Source organism: Streptomyces sp. IMTB 2501 (genome assembly GCF_001953885.1).
Classification (GTDB): Bacteria; Actinomycetota; Actinomycetes; order Streptomycetales; family Streptomycetaceae; genus Streptomyces.
In genome coordinates this window covers 322416-339860 of record NZ_MQUS01000001.1, presented here as the reverse complement: position 1 = coordinate 339860, position 17445 = coordinate 322416, and the positions used below count along the sequence as shown (strand labels likewise).

Sequence of the window (17445 nt, the reverse complement as noted above, 5' to 3'; positions counted from 1 at the left end):
ACGCGATCCATGCATTCCGCTGACGGATCCGCCCGGTGCCGCGCACCGGCCGCCGTGTCACCGCCTCCCGGCGCGGGCCTGCCGGCCGCCCCGGCCGTCCCCGCGCAGGCGCCCGAGGTGCCCCAGCCCGCCGCCCGGTACACCTTCGACCAGGAAGACCGCACCTCCGGCGAGATCGCCGACAGTTCCGGCAACGGCCTCACGGCGAGCCTGGTCAACGCCTCCACAGCCCGGTCCGTCGCGAGGGCGGACGGCGGCAAGGCGCTGGCCCTGCCCGGCGGGGCGCCCGCCTCCGACGGTGCGTACATCCTGCTGCCCCGCGAAGTCCCGGACGCCGCAAGCGACTTGGCGGTCGCCGTTCGCGTGAAGTGGGGCGGCGACAAGTCGTCCTGGCAGCGGATCTTCGACCTGGGCGCGGCGCTCGGCCCCGAGCAGATCGCAGGCACGGTCGGCAACGCGCCGACCCTCCGGCAGCTCTCGCTACTGCACCGTGTCCCCGGCGTCTTTGACCCGCCCTGCGGTGTGCACCTGTGCCGGCACTCCCGTCGACGGCTGCGTGCCGAACCGCACGACCTTGGCACCGGCGGTCGCCGCCTGCGCCGCTCCGGCGGCGCCCCGTCCGGTCAGGAGCGCTGCCGTCAGGGCGGTCACCGCGGTGAGCTCGGTTCGCCTCCTACGCCTCCGATGCGGCGCCGTGGACGTCATACACATGCCCTTCATCCGTATCTCCTTGACTGAGTGCGGCAAAGCGCGAACGCCTGACGCGGTCTCGGTGCCCGGCCGCCGGTATGGGCGCCAGTGGAGTCGAAGCGCTTCCTTTGGTCGAAATACCGAACGTCAGTCGACTGGTCGGATACCCTCGGCGCACAATATGGGTGCGCCTTGCGGCCGTCAACAGGTGCGGAGCAGCGCGGGCAAGGCCCGGGGATCCCCAGGCGGCACACACCGGCGCACAGTTCACCGCCGCCGCCCGGGCGAGCGGGGAGCGGTGGGGTCGCGCTCAGGCACTGATGGCCATGGGCCACGACGCCTGGGCCGGCGGTGACCGTGAAACGACCGAGACCCTGGTCAGGTCCGCGCTGGACAGCATGCGCGGCTTCAACGACCACGCGATGGTCGGGAGGATCCCTGGTCTCGGCCCGCAGTCGCTCCAGCTCCGCCCGCGCACTCTCTCCGAGCCGGCCACCGATCAGGCTGCAGCCGCGTCCTGAGCTTTTTTGTTATCGGTGTCCCCCTGGAGCGTCTCCTCTGCGAAAACGTCCGCACCGGGCGACCCGACGAGATCTGAGGACACCGACGTGAGAGCGCAGATCAGCCGCCGCAGCATGCTGAAGATCGCCGGTACGGCCGCGGGCGCGGCCGCCGTCACCGCCGCCGCGCCCGCGCTCCGGGCGCAGGCGGCCGGCCCGGCCTTCGCGCACCCGGGACTGCTGCACACCCGGGCCGACCTCGACCGCATGGCGGCCAAGGTCAAGGCGGGCGCCGCTCCCTACACGGCAGGGTTCGCCAGGCTCACCGCCAACTGGCACTCACAGAGCAGCTGGACAGCCCGCCCGGCCGCGACCGTGTACCGGGGATCGGGCACGCCGCAGAACTACACCGGCCTCTACAACGACGTCCACGCCGCCTACCAGAACGCCCTGCGCTGGCACGTCAGCGGCGACACCGCACACGCGGACACCGCCGTCGCCATCCTCAACGCCTGGTCGGCGACCCTGACCAGGCTGGAGGGCACCGCGGACCGGTTCCTCCTGGCCGGCCTGCAGGGCTACCAGTTCGCCAACGCCGCGGAACTGGTGCGCGATCGGCCCGGGTTCGAGCTGGCCCGCTTCCAGAAAATGATGCGGACCGTGTTCCTGCCGATCAGCTCCGACTTCCTCACCCACCACAACGGTGCCTATGTCACCAACTACTGGCCCAACTGGGACCTGGCCGCGATGGCCTGCGTCCTCGCCGTCGGCATCCTGTGCGACGACCGCGCCGGCGTCGACCAGGCGGTCTCCTACTTCCAGCACGGAGAGGGCATGGGTTCGGTCCGCAACGCCATCCCCGTGGTGCACTCCGACGGGCTCGCCGAGTGGGCCGAGGCGGGCCGCGACCAGGGCCACGCCCTGCTCGGTGTCGGCCTGATGGGCACGATCTGCGAGATGGCCTGGAACCAGGGCATCGACCTGTACGGGTACGACGACAGTCGCTTCCTCAAGGGCGCCGAGTACGTGGCCAAGTGGAGCCTGGGCGGAGCCGTGCCCTACACGCCGAACACCCGGCGCAAGGGCGCGCCGGGCGTCTGGTCCGGCTCGGAGACGGTCAGCAAGGCCGCCGCCGTGGATCCTGCCATGACACGCCCGATCTGGGCCGTGATCGCCAACCACTACACCAGGCGCCGCGATCTGGACGCCCCCAATGTCACACGGATCGCGGCCAGGACGGCTCCGGAGGGTGGCGGCGGGGACTACGGGCCCAACAGCGGAGGGTACGACCAACTCGGCTTCGGCACACTGGTGTTCACCCGCGACCGGACGAGCGCGGCCAAGGCGACGGCGTCCCCCACACCCGCTGCCGCTTCGGGTGCCGGGTCCGCCGCGCCGTCGTCCTCCGCCAGTGCGCAGCGCGGCCGGGGCAAGGACCTGGCGTCGACCGGTGCCTCCGACCTGCCCGCGTGGTCCGCCGCCGCAGGTGTGACCGCCGTCGCGGGCGGTCTGCTCCTGCTGCGCCGCCGCGAGCGCGCCAGGCGCGACGAGGCGTGAGCCGACGGCTGGACGGCGACCGGCCGGGCTGCTCGCTGCACCCGGCCCAGCCGCACATGCGGCACCCGGGTCCCGCCTCGTTCGTGCGAGCCGTGCTCGACCGTGACCCGCACCGCGGCCAGTGCCTCGTCGGACGGCTTCTGACCACAGGCCAGGGGCCGGTTCCGGGCCGCCTTGGTGATCAATGCCGCGGCGGCGTCCGCCTAGAGGATCAAGCCTCCTGCAGTGCAGGCGCAGGGTGCTCCCCCGATCCTCGGACGATCAGTCGGGTGGGAACGGTGATGAGGCGCGCGCGGGAGCGGTCGCCGTCGAGGCGGGCCAGGGCGGTGGCCGCAGCCACCCGACCGATTTCCTCGGGATCCTGGGCGACGACGGTCAGGGCGGGTTCGAGTGCCTCGGCGAGCGGGACGTCGTCGAAGGCGACGACGGCGATGTCCTTCCGCTTGCTGCGGGCGAGTTCGGCGACAATGCCCAGCGCGACGATGTTGTTTCCGGCGAACAGGGCTGTGGGCGGATCGGCCAGGCCGAGTAGCTGGGAGGTCGCGGCCGCTGCCCCCTGCTGATCGTGGGCGTTGGTGACCAGCGCACGGTCGTAGGGCAGGTCGGCCTCCTGCAGGGCCGTACGGTATCCGGCCAGGCGTTCGCGGCGGGTGTACAGCTTCATGGGCAGGTCGCCGACGAAGCCGATGCGCCGGTGGCCGTGGGCGATCAGGTGGGCGACGCCGTCATGGGCCCCCGCGCGGTTGGAGCTGACGATGCCGTCCGTGGACAGGCCGACTCCCGGACGGTCGAGGAACACCACGGGCAGTCCCGCTGCGCGGTGGTTCTTGAGGTGGGAGTGGTCGGCGCCGACGGACGGCACGATCATCAGGATGCTGACGCGCCGGGCCAGGAACTTGTCCGTCAGGGCGCGTTCCCGGTCGGGGTCGTCCGCGGAAGAGCCCATGAGCAGAGTCAGTCCCCGTTCGCGGACGGTGTCCTCGATGGCTCGCGCCACGGCGCCGAAGAAGGGGTTGGCGAGGTCGGGGATGACCAGTCCGATGGTGGTGTCGGGTCCGCCGACGCGGATGTTGCGTGCCATGAGGTTCGGCTGGAAGCCGAGCTTGGCCACTGCGGCGAGTACCTGTTGCCTGGTCTGCGCCGAGGCGGGTCCGTCCTCATTGAGGACACGGGAGACCGTCTTCGCGCTGACGCCGACCTCGCGGGCGACGTCGGCCAGGGTGGGGCGGCGGTTCGCTGCCATGGAGAAACCGTCTCCTGTGAGCCCTCGGTTCCGGCCGCGGCCTCGGCCGGACATGTGAGAGCTGAGTCGTGTTGTCAGGTGGCCTGGACTCCGGCGGCCTTCGCGGCCTCCGAGTCCGCTACGACAGTATCTCCGGCCTCGTTGACGCTGAGTGCGCCGGTCATGATGGCGACGACCTCGGCCATGGAGTAGTCGGACGGCTTGATCAGGGCGGCGCGCCGGCCCAGCCGGTGGACGTGGATGCGGTCGGCGATCTCGAAGACGTGGGGCATGTTGTGGCTGATGAGCACGACGGGCATGCCCTTGTCGCGGACGCGGCGGATGAGGTCGAGGACCTGGCCGGACTCCTTGACGCCGAGTGCGGCGGTGGGCTCGTCCATGACGACGACGCTGCGGGCCCAGGCGACGGAACGGGCCACCGCCACGGCCTGCCGTTGACCGCCGGAGAGTGTCTCGACCGCCTGTGTGAGCGAGCGCAGCCCGATCTTCAGGTCGGCCATGTGCTCGGCGGCCTCCTGGCGCATGCGCTTCTTGTCGAGCATGCGGAAGACACTGCCGAGGACACCGGGGCGGCGCAGCTCCCGGCCGAGGAACATGTTCGAGGCGATGTCCATGGAGGCGGCCACCGCGAGGTCCTGGTACACCGTCTCGATGCCATGGGCGCGGGCGCTCTGCGGACCGGAGAAAGTGATGGGCCCGCCGTTCAGGCGTATCTCGCCCGCGTCCGGCACCAAGGCGCCGGTCAGGGCCTTGATGAGGCTGGTCTTGCCGGCTCCGTTGTCGCCGATGACGGCGAGGACCTCGCCTGGCAGGAGGTCGAAGTCGGCGCCGTCGATGGCGGTGACATGGCCGTAGCGCTTGACCAGGCCGCGGGCCTGCAGGACAGGGGTGGGGGGCGTGGTGGCGGTCATCGTGCCTTCTTCCGGGAGATCTGGTCGACGGTCACCGCGAGGATCACCAGGACGCCGGTGATCAGGGTCTGGTAGATGGAGGCGACGCCCATCAGCTGCAGGCCGTTGCGGAACACGCCGACGATGAGGACGCCGATGAACGTGCCGAGCACCGAGCCGCGGCCGCCGAAGAGGCTGGTGCCGCCGAGGACCACGGCGGTGATGCTGTCGAGGTTGTCGGTCTGCCCGGCCTGTGGGTCGCCGACTCCGGTGCGGGAGATGAGCAGCAGGGCTGCGACGCCGTACAGCAGGCCGGCCACGGTGTAGATGCCGATGGTCAGGCGGGCGGTGCGGATGCCGTTCAGCCGCGCCGCCTCCTGGCTGTTGCCCAGGGCGTAGACGTGCCGGCCCCAACCGGTGCTGCTCAGCGCGTACGCGAGGAGGAGGAACAGCGCGATGGTGACCAGCGAGCCGTAGGTGATGTCGGTGTGCCCGAGCGGGAAGGTCTGCCCGAGTGCCGTCAGCGGGCCGGGCAGGCTGGTGACCGTCTGCTCCTTGGAATAGATGTGGGTCAGCGCGAACGCGACGTTGAGCATGCCGAGGGTCACGATGAACGGCGGCAGCGGGATCTTCTGCACCAGCAGCCCGTTGAGCAGGCCGAAGCCGCCGCAGACGGCCAGACCCAGCGCGATCGCGAGGAGCGGGGGAAGGGTGCCCTCGGCCGCCATCTTGGCCATCATGATGCTGCCGAACGCCATCACGGCACCGCACGACAGGTCGATGCCGGCGGTGAGGATGATCAGGGTCTGGCCGATGGCGAGTGTGCCGACGACCATCACCTGCTGCACGATCAGGGAGAAGTTCCCGCCGGTGAGGAACTGGTCGGTGGACAGGGAGAAGAAGACACAGGCCAGAAGGAGAGCGACCAGCGGGCCGGTGGTCGGTGCCGTGAGCAGTCTGCGGGCCGTGGTCGGTGCCTTGAGCTCGGCGTACGGCGTCGTCGTGGCTGTCATGCGAAGTCCTTGTCGGAAGACAGATGTCCTTGTCGTCAGGACATGGGGGCGGCCGTCCCTCGTCGGGGAGGTACGGGACAGCCGCCCTGCTGAGGGGAGAGGCGGTGGAAGTACGGTCCTCGTGGGCGGCTCAGCCCCAGCAGTTCTGCAGGCCGTAGCCGGTGTCCTTGGACGTGACGCCCGTCTGTGCCTTGTCGGTGATCAGGGTGACGCCGGTGTCGGTGTAACCGGACGCCTTCTTGCCGTTCTTGGCGTACGTCACCACGGCCTTGACGCCCTCGGCGGCCATCTTCAGCGGGTACTGCTGCGAGGTCGCGGCGATCTTGCCGTCCTTGACCGCCTGGGTGCCGGTGCAGCCGCCGTCGACGGAGACGATCAGCACGTCCTTCTCCAGGCCCTTGGCCTTCAGCGCGGTGTACGCGCCCAGGGCGGCCGGCTCGTTGATGGTGTAGACGAGGTTGATGCCGGGCGACTTCTGGAGGCAGTTCTCCATCGCGGTCTGGCCCTTGGCCTGGTCGCCGCCTGTGTCCTGGGCGCAGACGACGTCCTTGTCGGTGGCGCCGAAGCCCTTCAGGAAGCCGTCGTGCCGCTGGACGCCGACGGAGACGCCGGGCGCGAGGTCGAGGGCGGCTATCTTCGCCGTCTTGCCCTTCATCGCGGCCTTGGCGTACTCCCCGATCAGCTGGCCGGCCGTGAGGTTGTTCGTGGCGAAGAGGGCGTCGACCGCGCTCTGCGGCTCGGTCGGGGTGTCCAGGGCGATGACCAGGACACCCTTGGCACGTGCCTTCGCGATCGCGGGCACGATCGCCTTGGAGTCACTCGGCGTGATCAGGATGCCCTTCACGCCGGCGGCGACCATGTTCTCGATGGCGGTGACCTGACCGGAGTTGTCCCCGTCGAACTTGCCCGCGGCGGTCATCAGCTGGACGCCGTCCGCCTTGGCGGCCTTCTCCGCCCCCTCCTTCATCTTCACGAAGAACGGGTTCGTGTCGGTCTTGGTGATCAGACCGACCTTGACGCTGCCCGAGCCGGAGCCCGCGGAACCCGATCCGGAGCCGGATCCGCAGGCCGTCAGGGTGAGGGCCGCGATACCCGTGCAGGCGGCGGCTCTGAGGAGGGACGGGGTCAGACGAGTGGTGCGCGACATGAACGACTCCTGCGGGATCACGAGCGGCGCGGTCGGCATCGGAGCATGCCGTCCCGGAGATGTCATCGTTGACTTATGTCATCGTTGACACTGCATGGCGAGGATGATGGACTCCGCGTCCCGGCAACGTCAATGCCCTGTACGGGACACAAGTCCGTAACGTGCCCGGCGGCTGCCTGTTTCGTGCCCGCTTTCGTTCGTACGCTCGCAGAGAAGAGCCGCCCATGAGCAGCCCGCGTCAGATAACCGTCCTGGGAGAGTGCGTCGCCGACGCCTTCGCCGAACCCGTCAGCGCCTCGAACGAACTCGCCCTGCGGGTGCTGCCCGGCGGCGGACCTGCGAACACGGCCGTGTCCCTGGCCCGACTCGGCACCTCCGCCCGCTTCCTCGCACGCCTGTCCGGCGACGTGTTCGGCCGGCTGTTCCGGGCCCACCTGGAGGAATCCGGGGTGGACCTGTCGTACGCCGTCGCAGCCGCCGAGCCCAGCACGCTGGCCGTGGCGGAGCTGGACGCCCAGGGGCAGGCCGCGTACTCCTTCCATGCGCAGAACACGGCCGACTGGCAGTGGACGGCGCAGGAACTGGCAGGGGTGGATCTGTCCGGAACCGCCTGCGTGCACACCGGCTCCCTCGCGCTCGTCCGCGAGCCCGGCGCGCCAGTGGTGGAGGAGTTCCTGGCGGCGGCCTCTGCCCGGGCCACCATCAGCATCGACCCCAACGTACGGCCGCTGCTGGTGCACCCCGAGGTCTATCGCGCCCGCCTGGCGCACTGGTGCGCCCTCGCCGACGTACTGCGGCTGAGCGAGGACGACCTCGAACTGCTCCTGCCCGGAAGCTCACCAGAGCGGGCTTGCGACGTCTGGCATGCTGCCGGAGCCCGGCTCGTCGTGATCACGCGCGGGGCCGACGGCGCACTGGTCTCCCTCGACGGTGAACGGGTGCAGGTGCCGGCAGTGTCGACAGAGGTGGTCGACACGGTCGGGGCGGGGGACTCCTTCACCGCCGGCCTGCTGCACCACCTCGGCACCCGCGGACACCTCGGCGGCCGGCTGACCGGTCTCGATCTCGGCGAGGTGGCCCAGGCATGCCGGTTCGCCGCTCGGGTCGCGGCCCTGACCTGCTCGGCCGCCGGTCCCAACCCGCCCTGGCAGAGCCACCTGGACCGGCTGACGGCAGTCGGCGGCATCTGACGCGACCGGGATCCGCGCGGGGGCAATCACGCCCGAACTGTTGACGCGTTGACCGGATTGCGTTCATCATCGGGCCACTCGATGTCATCGATGACACAAGTCAACGATGACACCCTTGGTCGGCGACATGGACGATGGCGCCGGCCGGGGCGCCACCTTTCGGTCCGTCCGTGTCGGAGTCGCGCTCTGCGCTGCGCGGACGGCCGCGGCACAGGAGACCCGATGAGCTCTCGACGTGTGTTCCGGCATGCCCGTGTGCGGACGATCACGGCCGTGGCGACCGTCTGCGCGCTGGCCGCAGCCCCGTTCGCCCCCCAGGCCCTGGCGGCCGACGCCCCGCCGTACACCGAGACCTACCGTCCCCAGTTCCACTTCACCCCGGAGAGGAACTGGATGAACGACCCCAACGGCCTCGTGTACTACAAGGGCGAGTACCACCTCTTCTACCAGTACAACCCCAACGGCAACACCTGGGGCGACATGTCCTGGGGCCACGCGGTGAGCACGGACCTCGTGCACTGGAAGCAGCTGCCGCTCGCCCTGTCGTACGACGACAGGGAAATGGTCTTCTCCGGCAGCGCGGTGGTCGACTGGAACAACACCACCGGCTTCGGCAGCAAGCAGAACCCGCCCATGGTGGCGATCTACACCAGCTACTCCAAGTCCACCGGCACGCAGGCCCAGTCACTCGCCTACAGCACCGACCGCGGCCGTACCTGGACCAAGTACCAGGGCAATCCCGTCATCGACATCGGCTCCAAGGACTTCCGCGACCCCAAGGTCCAGTGGTACGCCCCCACCAGGAGCTGGCTGATGACGGTGTCGCTGTCCGCCGAGCACAAGGTGCGGTTCTACTCGTCCAGGAATCTCAAGGACTGGGAGCTGCTCAGCGAGTTCGGGCCGGCCGGCGCGACGGGCGGTGTGTGGGAGTGCCCGGACCTGTTCCCCCTCGCCGTCGACGGGGACAAGAAGCACATCAAGTGGGTCCTGGTCGTCAACATCAACCCCGGCGGGATCACCGGCGGTTCGGGCGCCCAGTACTTCATCGGTGACTTCGACGGCAGGAAGTTCACCGCCGACGACAACGACACCTACACCCCACCCGCCGGCCAAGTCGTGCAGGGCTTCGAAGGACCCGACTACGGCACCTGGACGACCACCGGCACCGCGTTCGGGGACGGTCCGGCGGCCGGGGCACTGGACGGCCAGAGCACAGTGACCGGCTTCGACGGAAAGGGCCTCGCCAACAGCTTCCACTCGGGCGACGCCACTACCGGCACCCTCACCTCGCCTCCCTTCACCGTCGACAGCAAGTTCCTCAACTTCAAGGTCGGCGGCGGCAAGCACCCGCACGAGGCCGGAACCGTCCTGGAGCAGGGGCCGCCGCCCGCGGGCACGGTCCTCGCCGACTTCGAGGGCGGCACCTACGGCGAGTGGACGACCACCGGCGACGCCTTCGGCACCGCACCGGCCACCGGCACCCTCCCCGACCAGCAGGAGGTGTCCGGCTTCCTCGGCAGCGGCCTGGTCAACACCTACCTCAACGGCGACTCCACCACCGGCACCCTCACCTCACCCGAGTTCACCATCGACAAGGACTACGTCGACTTCCTCGTCGGCGGCGGCCACCACCCCGCCGGCTACGACAACCCCACCGCCGTCGAACTCCTCGTCGACGGCAAGGTGGTCCGCAGCGCCACCGGTCAGGACGCCGAGGCACTCAACTGGGCCTCCTGGGACGTCCGCGACCTCGCAGGCCACAAGGCGCGGATCAGGATCGTCGACGACAACACCGGTAGCTGGGGCCACATCAACGTCGACCAGATCACACTGTCCGACACCCAGGCCCAGCCGGTCTCCCGGGAGACGTCCGTCAACCTGCTCGTCGACGGCAAGGTCGTCCGCAGCACCACTGGATCCAACAGCGAGAGCCTGGACTGGGCCTCCTTCGACATGCGTCCCTACGCCGGCGAGAAGGCGCAGATCCAAATTGTCGACAGCAACACCGGCGGCTGGGGCCACATCCTCGCCGACCAGTTCACCACCGCCGACGCCCCCGCCAAGTCCGTCGTACAGCGCGCCGACTGGGCCGACTACGGCAAGGACTACTACGCGGCGGTGTCCTGGGAGAACGTGCCCGGCGACAAGCGGTACATGATCGGCTGGATGAACGACTGGGAGTACGGGACGTCCATCCCCACCTCGCCCTGGCGTGGCGCGCAGAGCATCCCCCGCCAGATGGCCCTGCGTACCATCGACGGCCGCCTCCGGCTGACCAGCGAGCCGGTGGCGAACCTGAACTCGCTGCGGGAGGGATCCGCGGCGACGGCGGCCGGCGTCACCGTCACGAACACCTCACAGCCCCTGATCGGCCCCGCGGCCGAGGGCAAGGCACTCGACATCGAGGCGACGTTCTCCCTGAACGACGCGGAACGCTTCGGCCTGAAGGTGCGCACCGGCACCGGGCGAGAGGAAACCGTCATCGGATACGACACCACCACACAGGAGCTGTACGTCGACCGCACCCGCTCCGGTACCGTCGACTTCAGCAGCGCCTTCCCCGGCATCCAGACCGCGCCGCTGAAGGCCACGAACGGCAAGGTGAAGCTGCGGATCCTGGTCGACCGGTCGTCCGTCGAGGTCTTCGGCGGCAGCGGCGAGGCCGTGATCACCGACCAGATCTTCCCCCACCCCGACAGCCGGGGAGTGCGGGTCTTCGCCGAGAACGGCTCAGTGAATCTCGACAAGGCCGTCGTCTGGCACCTCGGCTCCGCAAACAACTGACAAGGACACAGGACCGTGACGAAAACCCTGCTCGCCGAGTTCACCGCCCGCGAGGGAGCGGAGGGCGAAATCGCCCGTCTGATACGGGAGTACGCGCAGAGGGTACGCGACGAGGACGGCAACCTCTCCTTCGACGTGTACACCAAGGAGTCCAATCCGCGCGCCTTCTGGATCTTCGAGGTCTACCGCGACAAGGACGCGTTCCAGGCGCATCTGAAGGCCCCGTACGGCGGCCCGTTCAACGCCGCCCTCGCTCCGCTGATCGAGGAGGACGCCTCTGTCCTGACTTTCCTCGACCCCCTGGCCTGAGGTGATCGGCCCGCGTCGGAGTCACCGAGGCGGCTCGACCGCTCGCGTACCGCTGCGAGGGCCGTGGCCGGCCACGGTTCATGTGGCAGAAGCGGGTCCCGCCGTCGCCGGTCGGGACCGTGTCGATGAAGCTCTCCATCAGTTCGTTGGGCATCACGTAATACGAGTACTGCTGCGTCGGGGCGTCCTCGGGGTTGCCCAGGACCAACGCGCTTCCGCTGAGCGGCTGGTAGTCACCGCGCAGTGCCGGACCCGCGAAGCCGTAGACGCCGTCCCAGCCGGACAGGCCGTCGGCCGTGGCCAGCCCGATGTTGCCCGTGTAGTACGTGCGCGTCCGCGCGGCCAACGGCGCCTCCATCACGGTGCGGATAACCAACGAATGCCCCTTGTCCTGTGTTCCCGGGCAACCCGACCTCAGTCAACAGGCCTTCGCCGAACTCGCTCCGCTCAAGGTCGGCCGGATACCGATCACCTGGAGCCTGCTGAGCCCCAGCACGTCCGGCACGATCTCCATCCGGTACAAGACCGGCTCCAACCCCTACTGGTGCGCTGTCCAGGCGATCGGCCACCGCGATCCGGTCGCGCGGCTGGAGGTCCGCACCGGCAACGGCTGGCGGCAGCTGCCCCGTACCGACCACAACTACTTCGTTTGCGCCGACGGCCGCGGATGCGGCAGCGCGATCAGACTCACGGACATCTATGGAGAGCAGCTGGCCATCAGCGGGATCACGCTACGGCCGAACGTCGTTCAACCGACCCAGGTCCAGTTCGCCCGCCACTGGTCCCGCCACCCACGTCCGATCCATCATCCCGGCGACAGCCCGGCCCCTGGTACTGGACCGGGGCCGCCCGGCCGAACAGGGCACCCACGAGGAACTGCTCGCTCTCGGCGGGCGCTACGCCGACCTCTACGGAATTCAGGCGACCGCCCATATGGCGAGCTGACACGGGCGGCGTGGAAGTCATCTTCGACCAGGGCGATGCACTCGGACTGCTCGACGGCGGCGACCCGCACGCCGTGCGGACGGCGATGTGCGTCCGCGGCCGAACAGAACGCTCTCCGCTGCCGCGGTACGGGAGAAGGCCACGGCCGACTGATGCGTGCCTGGGAGGACGCGGTCATGTCGGGTGGGACGAACGGCACCTCCAGCCGGTGCGGCGACCCACGTGTTCCAAGCCCTCGACTGGTTCGCGGCCGCTGATCGGCTCCAGGCGCCTCGCCTTTCCGCGACGGCCTCCAGAACTCCGGGCTGCTCTCGCACGACAGGCCCGCCGAGGGAACACGGGACGAGGCCGCCCGCCGCGGTCATGGCCTGCCCCGGCACGCGTCCCAGTATCATCAACGTCACCCTGGGCGTGCGAAACCTCGAACAGGTCGAACGAAACGTGCAGCTTCACCATCGGCACGTTCCCGACGGTCTGTGGGCCGACCTTCGCGCTCGGGGCCTGATCAGGGCGGACGTGCCGGCGCGGGCCGGCGCGGGAGGAGTGCGCGGTGTCTTTGACCGACAAGGCCATCGAGCACATCCGTGAGCTGATCCGCAGCGGCGCGTTGCCTCCGGGGTCGAAGCTGCCGCCGGAGGCCGACCTCGCAGCCCAGCTGGGTCTGTCCCGCAACCTCGCCCGCGAGGCCGTCAAGGCGCTGGCCGTCGCACGCGTGCTGGACGTCCGGCGAGGCGACGGAACGTACGTGACCAGTCTGGAGCCGAGCCTGCTGTTCGAGGGCCTCGGCGGAGCCGTGGAACTCCTCCAGAGCGACTCGGCCGCGCTGCTGGACCTGATGGAGGTTCGCAGGCTGCTGGAGCCGGCAGCCACCGCGCTGGCGGCCACCCGGATCTCCGACGGCCAACTGGCCGAGGTCAAGCGCCATCTGGACGCCATGCGCGAGGCCCGCGACGACGTCGAGCAGCTCAACGCCCACGACGTGGCCTTCCACCGGGCCGTGATCTCCGCGACGGGCAATGACTCGCTGCTCACGCTCCTCGAAGGCATATCGGGCCGCACGCTGCGTGCCCGGATCTGGCGGGGCCTGGTCGACGACCAGGCCGCGGGCCGCACGCTCGCCGAACACGAGTCGATCTTCACGGCCCTCTCCGCCCGCGACGCCTTCCTGAGCCAGGCCGCCGCGCTCCTGCACGTCAACAACACGGAGCAGTGGCTGAGGGAACACCTGCACTCCTCGGAGTCACCCGTCACCGGTTCAGCGGGGCGTCGACGGGGTGCTCCGGCGAAGGCAGGCCACCGGGAGGGGTGAGGAGCTCCCAGGGGCGGCCTCCCTGCGGACACACCACCAAGCCATGTGGGTGCCGGGTGCCTGCCGCTATCGGTGGTGCGGCGGGTGGGGTGGCGGTGCCGGGATGGTGTCGATGCCGGGTGCGGGCTCGGGCCACACCAGCAGGACGGGGCACGGGGCGTGGTCGACGATGAAACGGCTGGCATGCCCGAGGCTGCGCGGCCCGAGATGGGTGCGGTCACCGTCGCGGGCGAGGATGAGCAGGTCGGCGCCCTCGGCCGCGGCGACGACCTCCCGCTCGACGCGGCCGGTTCGCTCGACGCGGGCGCACGGGCGGCCCAGACGCCGCGCGGCCTCGGCCAGGAATGTCTCGGCGGAGGCGGCGGCCAGGTGCTCCACCTGCGTGCCGGGGTCGCGTTCGCCATGGCCGCGGCCGAGCAGCCCGGCGAAGGCTCCGTGCGCCGCGCCCGGGACGTCGGCCGCGGTGACGTGGAGCAGCACGATGTCGGCGTCGTCGGGCGCGTAGGCGCGGGCGGCGTCGATGCCGGCGGGCCAGGTGCCCTCGGTGATCCAGGCGATGACTCTCATGACGGTCAGCCTCCGATGAGGGTGAGCGAGGTCCACAGTGCCACCACCGACAGTCCCAGGGCGGCAGGCACGGTGAACACGCCGAGCCGGGTGAACTCGCCGAGTTCGACGTCGCTGTCGTGTTCGTGCACCATGCGCCGCCACAGCAGCGTGGCAAGGGAGCCGGCGTAGGTGAGGTTCGGGCCGATGTTCACCCCCAGCAGGACTGCTAGGACCGCGCCCGGCCCGGACGGGGCGGTCAGCGGCAGCAGCACCAGCACGGCGGGCAGGTTGTTGATGACATTGGCCAGCACCGCGGCCAGGGCCGCGATGCCGAACAACGCCGCCAGTCCGGTACCGTCCGGAATCAGGTGCCCCAGCCCCGCCGCCAGCCCGTTGTCGACGACCGCGCGGACCACCAGTCCCAGGGCCAGGACGAAGGCGAGGAACGGCACCGCGGCGGCTCGCACGATGGCGGTGGGTGTGGTACGGCGCTGGGCCAGAGCCCGCACGGCGAGCACGAGTGCGCCGGCGAAGGCCGCCCACGCGGGGTTGACGTCCACCATGGAGGTGAGGACGAACCCGGCCAGCGTGCAGGCCACTGTGACCAGGGTGAACACCGGCAGTTCGCGTTGCTCGGCGGTGCGCGGGGCCTGGGCTCCCGCGTCCAGGTCGGTGGCGAAGAACCGGAGGAAGACCACGTACTCGGTGGCGATGGCCACCAGCCAGGGCAAGGCCATCAGGGCGGCGAAGCGCGTGAAGCTCAGCCCGCTGGCGGCGAACGCGAGCAGGTTGGTGAGGTTGGAGACCGGCAGCAGCAGCGACGCGGTGTTCGACAGGTGGGTGCAGGCGTAGACGTGCGGTTTCGGCCGGGCGCCGAGCCTGGCGGCGGTGGCGAACACCACCGGGGTCAGCAAAACGATCGTGGCGTCCAGGCTGAGGACCGCAGTGATCACCGAAGCGGCTGCGAACACCTGCACCAGCAGGCGGCGCGGGCGCCCCGCCGCGCTACGGGCCATCCACGCACCGCACGCGTGGAAGAGTCCCTCGTCGTCACACAGCTGGGCGAGGACCAGGACGGCCGCGAGGAACCCGATCACCGGCCCGAGCCGCTCCGCCTCCTCACGGGCGTGCCCCAGCGAGAGCGCCCCGGTGGCGATCACCACGCCAGCAGCCGGGACGGCGACAACCGCCTCCGGCCACCCGAACGGGCGAGCCACGGCGCACGCCAGCACCCCCAGCAGCAGTACGACGGAAACGGCCTCCGCCACAGATGAGTTCACCACTCGATCTTCCCCTGCCCGCGACCGCGCGCGCGACCTGGCAAGGGCGGGGCCGCCTGCCGGGCAGCGGACGGCGTCGGACGAGTTCCCGGAGCAGCTGGGCTGAGCGGTACCCCTGTCTGAGAGGCTCCGGGGAAGAACCCTTCTACTGTGTGCGCAGCGAGCAACGCCTGGTCCAGGTACGAGGTTGGTGCCGATGCCGCCTGTGACCAGTCACTGAAGCTGAACTGCTCCAGCCCGTAACCGTAGTTCGGGCCCACGGCCGAGGCGTAGACCACCCACTGGCCGTTGTTGCGGATCACCGAGAAGTCCTTGATGGCCACGGTGCTGTGTTGTGCGTCCCGCTTCGGACCGGCCAGGACGCCGCTGGAGGACCACCGGAACGTCGACGGCAGTGCGCCGCCGCTGCCGCTGCCGACGCGGACCAGTTGCCACTGCTGGTTGGCCCCGCCCCAGTCGGTGAACTGCACGACCTTGGCACCGTCCGCGGTCGAGGCATTGTCCACCTCGACGGCCTTGCCGCTGTTGCGGTTGAGCAGACGGACGTAACCGTCCGACGAGTCCGCCAGCCGGAACCGCTGGTTGGCACCGTTCGCGTCGCTCCACCGCGCGATGTCCGCATGATCGGCGGTGGAGTGGTTGAGCACATCCAGCACCTTGCCCGAGTGCTGCGCCTTGAGCCGGTAGTAGCCGTCGCCCGAATCGACGAACTGGAACCGCTGGTTGGCACCGCCGGTCTGGGGCCACTGCGAGAGACTCGCCCCGTCGGCCGTGCTCGCGTTCGCCACGTCGAGCGCCTTGCCACTGCCCCGGTTGACCAGCACGTACCACGCGCTCGTGTCCACCGTGGCCGCCTGCGCCGTCCCGGCGGCGCCCAACCCGGTCAGGAGCGTTGCCATCAGGGCGGTCACCGCGGCGAGCACGGCCGTTCGCCTCCCGCGTCGCCACCACGGGACCCTGCATGCCGTACGCATGCCCGTCATCTGTGTCTCCTTCACTGCGTGCGGCTGCCTCGCCGCTGTGGGGGGACGCGCCCCGGGCGGGGCCGGGGCACGCTGCAGCTGGAACCGTTGGCCGACGTCCAGCCCCGTCTCACACCGCGGGCCGCTGGAACTGCTGGTTGGTGCCGTCACCGCAGGGCGACTGGATGAGGCGGGCGCCATCGGCGGTCGAAGCGTTCGCGACGTCCAGGCACTTGCCGCTGTGCCGGGCGACCAGGCGGTAGTAGCCGCCCCCCTGGTCATCGAACCGCCACTGCTGGTTGGTGCCCGTCGTGCAGTGGTACTGGTTCACGAACGCACCGTCGGCGGTGGAGCCCCCGTCGACGTCCAGGCACTTGCCGCTGTGCTGGGCGAGCACCCGGACGTAGCCGTCGGCCGCGTCCTGCAGCCGCCACTGCTGGTTGAGGCCACCGTTGCAGGAGTACTGCAGCGCGATCGCGCCGTCTGCGGCGGAGTTGTCGGTGATGTCGAGGCACTTGCCGCTGTGCCGGGCGACCAGGCGGTAGTACGGACCGCCGCCCACTCCGGTGACCGTGCCGGCGGCCGTGTCGATGGCGACCTGCGGGTACCACGGCAGGTTCATGGTGGTCCTGGTCGGGAAGGTCAGCGGCAGCCAGACGTACTGCGAGTCGTTGACCGTGCCGCCCATGGAGTTGCCCCAGCGGTCGCCCATGTAGAGGTAGGAGGTGCCCGAGGTTCCCTGCACGGGCAGCACGAAAGCCGTCTGGGAGCCGTAGGTGGTGGCGTCGCCGATCTCGGTCATGGCGGTCCAGGGGCCGGCCAGGCTGGTGGCGGTGGCGTACCTCTGCTGGTTGGGGTTCCATCCGCTGGTGCCGGACGTGAGCATGAAGTAGACGCCGTCGCGCTTGAACAGGGCGGGCGCCTCGGGGTAGTTGTTCGGCCAGGGGTTGGCGACCAGGCTGTCGTAGCCGGTGTAGTCGGCGGTGAGCTTGTAGATGTGCAGGTCGGCGTTGTCGGCCGCGGAGGTGACCTGGTACGCGGTTCCGTCGTCGTCCTTGAACAGTGCAGCAGCTCCAC

Annotated in this window: 15 protein-coding genes and 2 pseudogenes; 8 read left to right on the top strand and 9 right to left on the bottom strand. The window is 70.0% G+C overall.

What is annotated here, in order from left to right; genetic code table 11:
* Positions 1–9 precede the first annotated feature (9 nt).
* The 3 genes from AV521_RS50340 to AV521_RS01670 all read left to right on the top strand — a co-directional run bounded on the left by AV521_RS50340 (position 10) and on the right by AV521_RS01670 (position 2747).
* Positions 10–738, top strand: a complete 729-nt coding sequence (locus AV521_RS50340) for a hypothetical protein (protein WP_256725386.1) — start codon at positions 10–12, stop codon at positions 736–738.
* Positions 739–1016: 278 nt separating this feature from the next.
* A complete protein-coding gene (locus AV521_RS49035) occupies positions 1017–1211 on the top strand; it encodes a hypothetical protein (RefSeq protein ID WP_179022770.1) in 195 nt (64 codons plus the stop codon).
* A gap of 114 nt (positions 1212–1325) precedes the next feature.
* On the top strand, positions 1326–2747 hold the full coding sequence (locus AV521_RS01670; RefSeq protein ID WP_076082441.1) for an alginate lyase family protein: 1422 nt from the start codon (positions 1326–1328) through the stop codon (positions 2745–2747).
* 211 nt (positions 2748–2958) lie between these two features.
* Here AV521_RS01670 and AV521_RS01665 read toward each other — a convergent pair whose 3' ends face one another.
* From AV521_RS01665 to AV521_RS01650, 4 genes are all read right to left on the bottom strand, one after another.
* A complete protein-coding gene (locus AV521_RS01665) occupies positions 2959–3990 on the bottom strand; it encodes a LacI family DNA-binding transcriptional regulator (RefSeq protein ID WP_076082439.1) in 1032 nt (343 codons plus the stop codon).
* A gap of 74 nt (positions 3991–4064) precedes the next feature.
* A complete protein-coding gene (locus AV521_RS01660) occupies positions 4065–4901 on the bottom strand; it encodes an ATP-binding cassette domain-containing protein (protein ID WP_076082437.1) in 837 nt (278 codons plus the stop codon).
* The gene (locus tag AV521_RS01655; protein WP_076082435.1) at positions 4898–5893 is read right to left on the bottom strand and encodes an ABC transporter permease; all 996 of its coding nucleotides are present in this window, start codon (positions 5891–5893) and stop codon (positions 4898–4900) included. The genes AV521_RS01660 and AV521_RS01655 overlap by 4 nt, the downstream gene beginning before the upstream one ends.
* A gap of 130 nt (positions 5894–6023) precedes the next feature.
* A complete protein-coding gene (locus AV521_RS01650) occupies positions 6024–7040 on the bottom strand; it encodes a sugar ABC transporter substrate-binding protein (RefSeq protein ID WP_076083420.1) in 1017 nt (338 codons plus the stop codon).
* 224 nt (positions 7041–7264) lie between these two features.
* Between AV521_RS01650 and AV521_RS01645 the strand changes: the two genes are divergently transcribed.
* The 3 genes from AV521_RS01645 (at position 7265) to AV521_RS01635 (ending at position 11323) form a co-directional block, all read left to right on the top strand.
* Positions 7265–8230, top strand: a complete 966-nt coding sequence (locus AV521_RS01645; protein WP_076082433.1) for a carbohydrate kinase — start codon at positions 7265–7267, stop codon at positions 8228–8230.
* Between the two features lie 222 nt (positions 8231–8452).
* The gene (locus AV521_RS01640; protein WP_076082431.1) at positions 8453–11014 is read left to right on the top strand and encodes a glycoside hydrolase family 32 protein; all 2562 of its coding nucleotides are present in this window, start codon (positions 8453–8455) and stop codon (positions 11012–11014) included.
* A gap of 15 nt (positions 11015–11029) precedes the next feature.
* The gene (locus AV521_RS01635) at positions 11030–11323 is read left to right on the top strand and encodes a putative quinol monooxygenase (RefSeq protein ID WP_076082429.1); all 294 of its coding nucleotides are present in this window, start codon (positions 11030–11032) and stop codon (positions 11321–11323) included.
* Here AV521_RS01635 and AV521_RS52195 read toward each other — a convergent pair.
* Complete coding sequence (locus AV521_RS52195) at positions 11253–11681, bottom strand: glycoside hydrolase family 68 protein (RefSeq protein WP_305965140.1); 429 nt, start codon at positions 11679–11681, stop codon at positions 11253–11255. The genes AV521_RS01635 and AV521_RS52195 overlap by 71 nt on opposite strands.
* Between AV521_RS52195 and AV521_RS01625 the strand changes: the two are divergent.
* Together AV521_RS01625 and AV521_RS01620 are read left to right on the top strand one after the other, a co-directional pair.
* Positions 11647–12102 (top strand): annotated as a pseudogene (locus AV521_RS01625) (expansin EXLX1 family cellulose-binding protein); the annotation flags it as partial. The gene AV521_RS52195 and the pseudogene AV521_RS01625 sit on opposite strands and share 35 nt — an antisense overlap.
* 716 nt (positions 12103–12818) lie before the next feature.
* Complete coding sequence (locus tag AV521_RS01620; RefSeq protein ID WP_076082427.1) at positions 12819–13577, top strand: FadR/GntR family transcriptional regulator; 759 nt, start codon at positions 12819–12821, stop codon at positions 13575–13577.
* A gap of 66 nt (positions 13578–13643) precedes the next feature.
* Here the strand turns inward: AV521_RS01620 and AV521_RS01615 are convergent, their stop codons facing one another.
* The 4 genes and pseudogenes from AV521_RS01615 to AV521_RS01595 form a co-directional block, all read right to left on the bottom strand.
* The gene (locus AV521_RS01615) at positions 13644–14144 is read right to left on the bottom strand and encodes a universal stress protein (RefSeq protein WP_076082425.1); all 501 of its coding nucleotides are present in this window, start codon (positions 14142–14144) and stop codon (positions 13644–13646) included.
* Between the two features lie 5 nt (positions 14145–14149).
* Positions 14150–15406, bottom strand: a complete 1257-nt coding sequence (locus AV521_RS01610; RefSeq protein WP_076083418.1) for an SLC13 family permease — start codon at positions 15404–15406, stop codon at positions 14150–14152.
* Entirely contained in the window at positions 15403–16329 is a 927-nt protein-coding gene (locus AV521_RS49030; RefSeq protein WP_179022768.1) for a non-reducing end alpha-L-arabinofuranosidase family hydrolase, read from the bottom strand. The genes AV521_RS01610 and AV521_RS49030 overlap by 4 nt, the downstream gene beginning before the upstream one ends.
* A gap of 169 nt (positions 16330–16498) precedes the next feature.
* A pseudogene (locus tag AV521_RS01595) lies at positions 16499–17431 on the bottom strand (RICIN domain-containing protein); the annotation flags it as partial.
* Positions 17432–17445 lie beyond the last annotated feature (14 nt).

Coding starts and splice junctions, on each gene's coding strand:
- AV521_RS49035 (WP_179022770.1), top strand. CDS start 1,017: ATGGGCCACGACGCCTGGGCCGGCGGTGACCGTGAAACGACCGAGACC.
- AV521_RS50340 (WP_256725386.1), top strand. CDS start 10: ATGCATTCCGCTGACGGATCCGCCCGGTGCCGCGCACCGGCCGCCGTG.
- AV521_RS01650 (WP_076083420.1), bottom strand. CDS start 7,040: ATGTCGCGCACCACTCGTCTGACCCCGTCCCTCCTCAGAGCCGCCGCC.
- AV521_RS01615 (WP_076082425.1), bottom strand. CDS start 14,144: ATGAGAGTCATCGCCTGGATCACCGAGGGCACCTGGCCCGCCGGCATC.
- AV521_RS01665 (WP_076082439.1), bottom strand. CDS start 3,990: ATGGCAGCGAACCGCCGCCCCACCCTGGCCGACGTCGCCCGCGAGGTC.
- AV521_RS01660 (WP_076082437.1), bottom strand. CDS start 4,901: ATGACCGCCACCACGCCCCCCACCCCTGTCCTGCAGGCCCGCGGCCTG.
- AV521_RS01670 (WP_076082441.1), top strand. CDS start 1,326: ATGCTGAAGATCGCCGGTACGGCCGCGGGCGCGGCCGCCGTCACCGCC.
- AV521_RS01645 (WP_076082433.1), top strand. CDS start 7,265: ATGAGCAGCCCGCGTCAGATAACCGTCCTGGGAGAGTGCGTCGCCGAC.
- AV521_RS01640 (WP_076082431.1), top strand. CDS start 8,453: ATGAGCTCTCGACGTGTGTTCCGGCATGCCCGTGTGCGGACGATCACG.
- AV521_RS01655 (WP_076082435.1), bottom strand. CDS start 5,893: ATGACAGCCACGACGACGCCGTACGCCGAGCTCAAGGCACCGACCACG.
- AV521_RS52195 (WP_305965140.1), bottom strand. CDS start 11,681: ATGGAGGCGCCGTTGGCCGCGCGGACGCGCACGTACTACACGGGCAAC.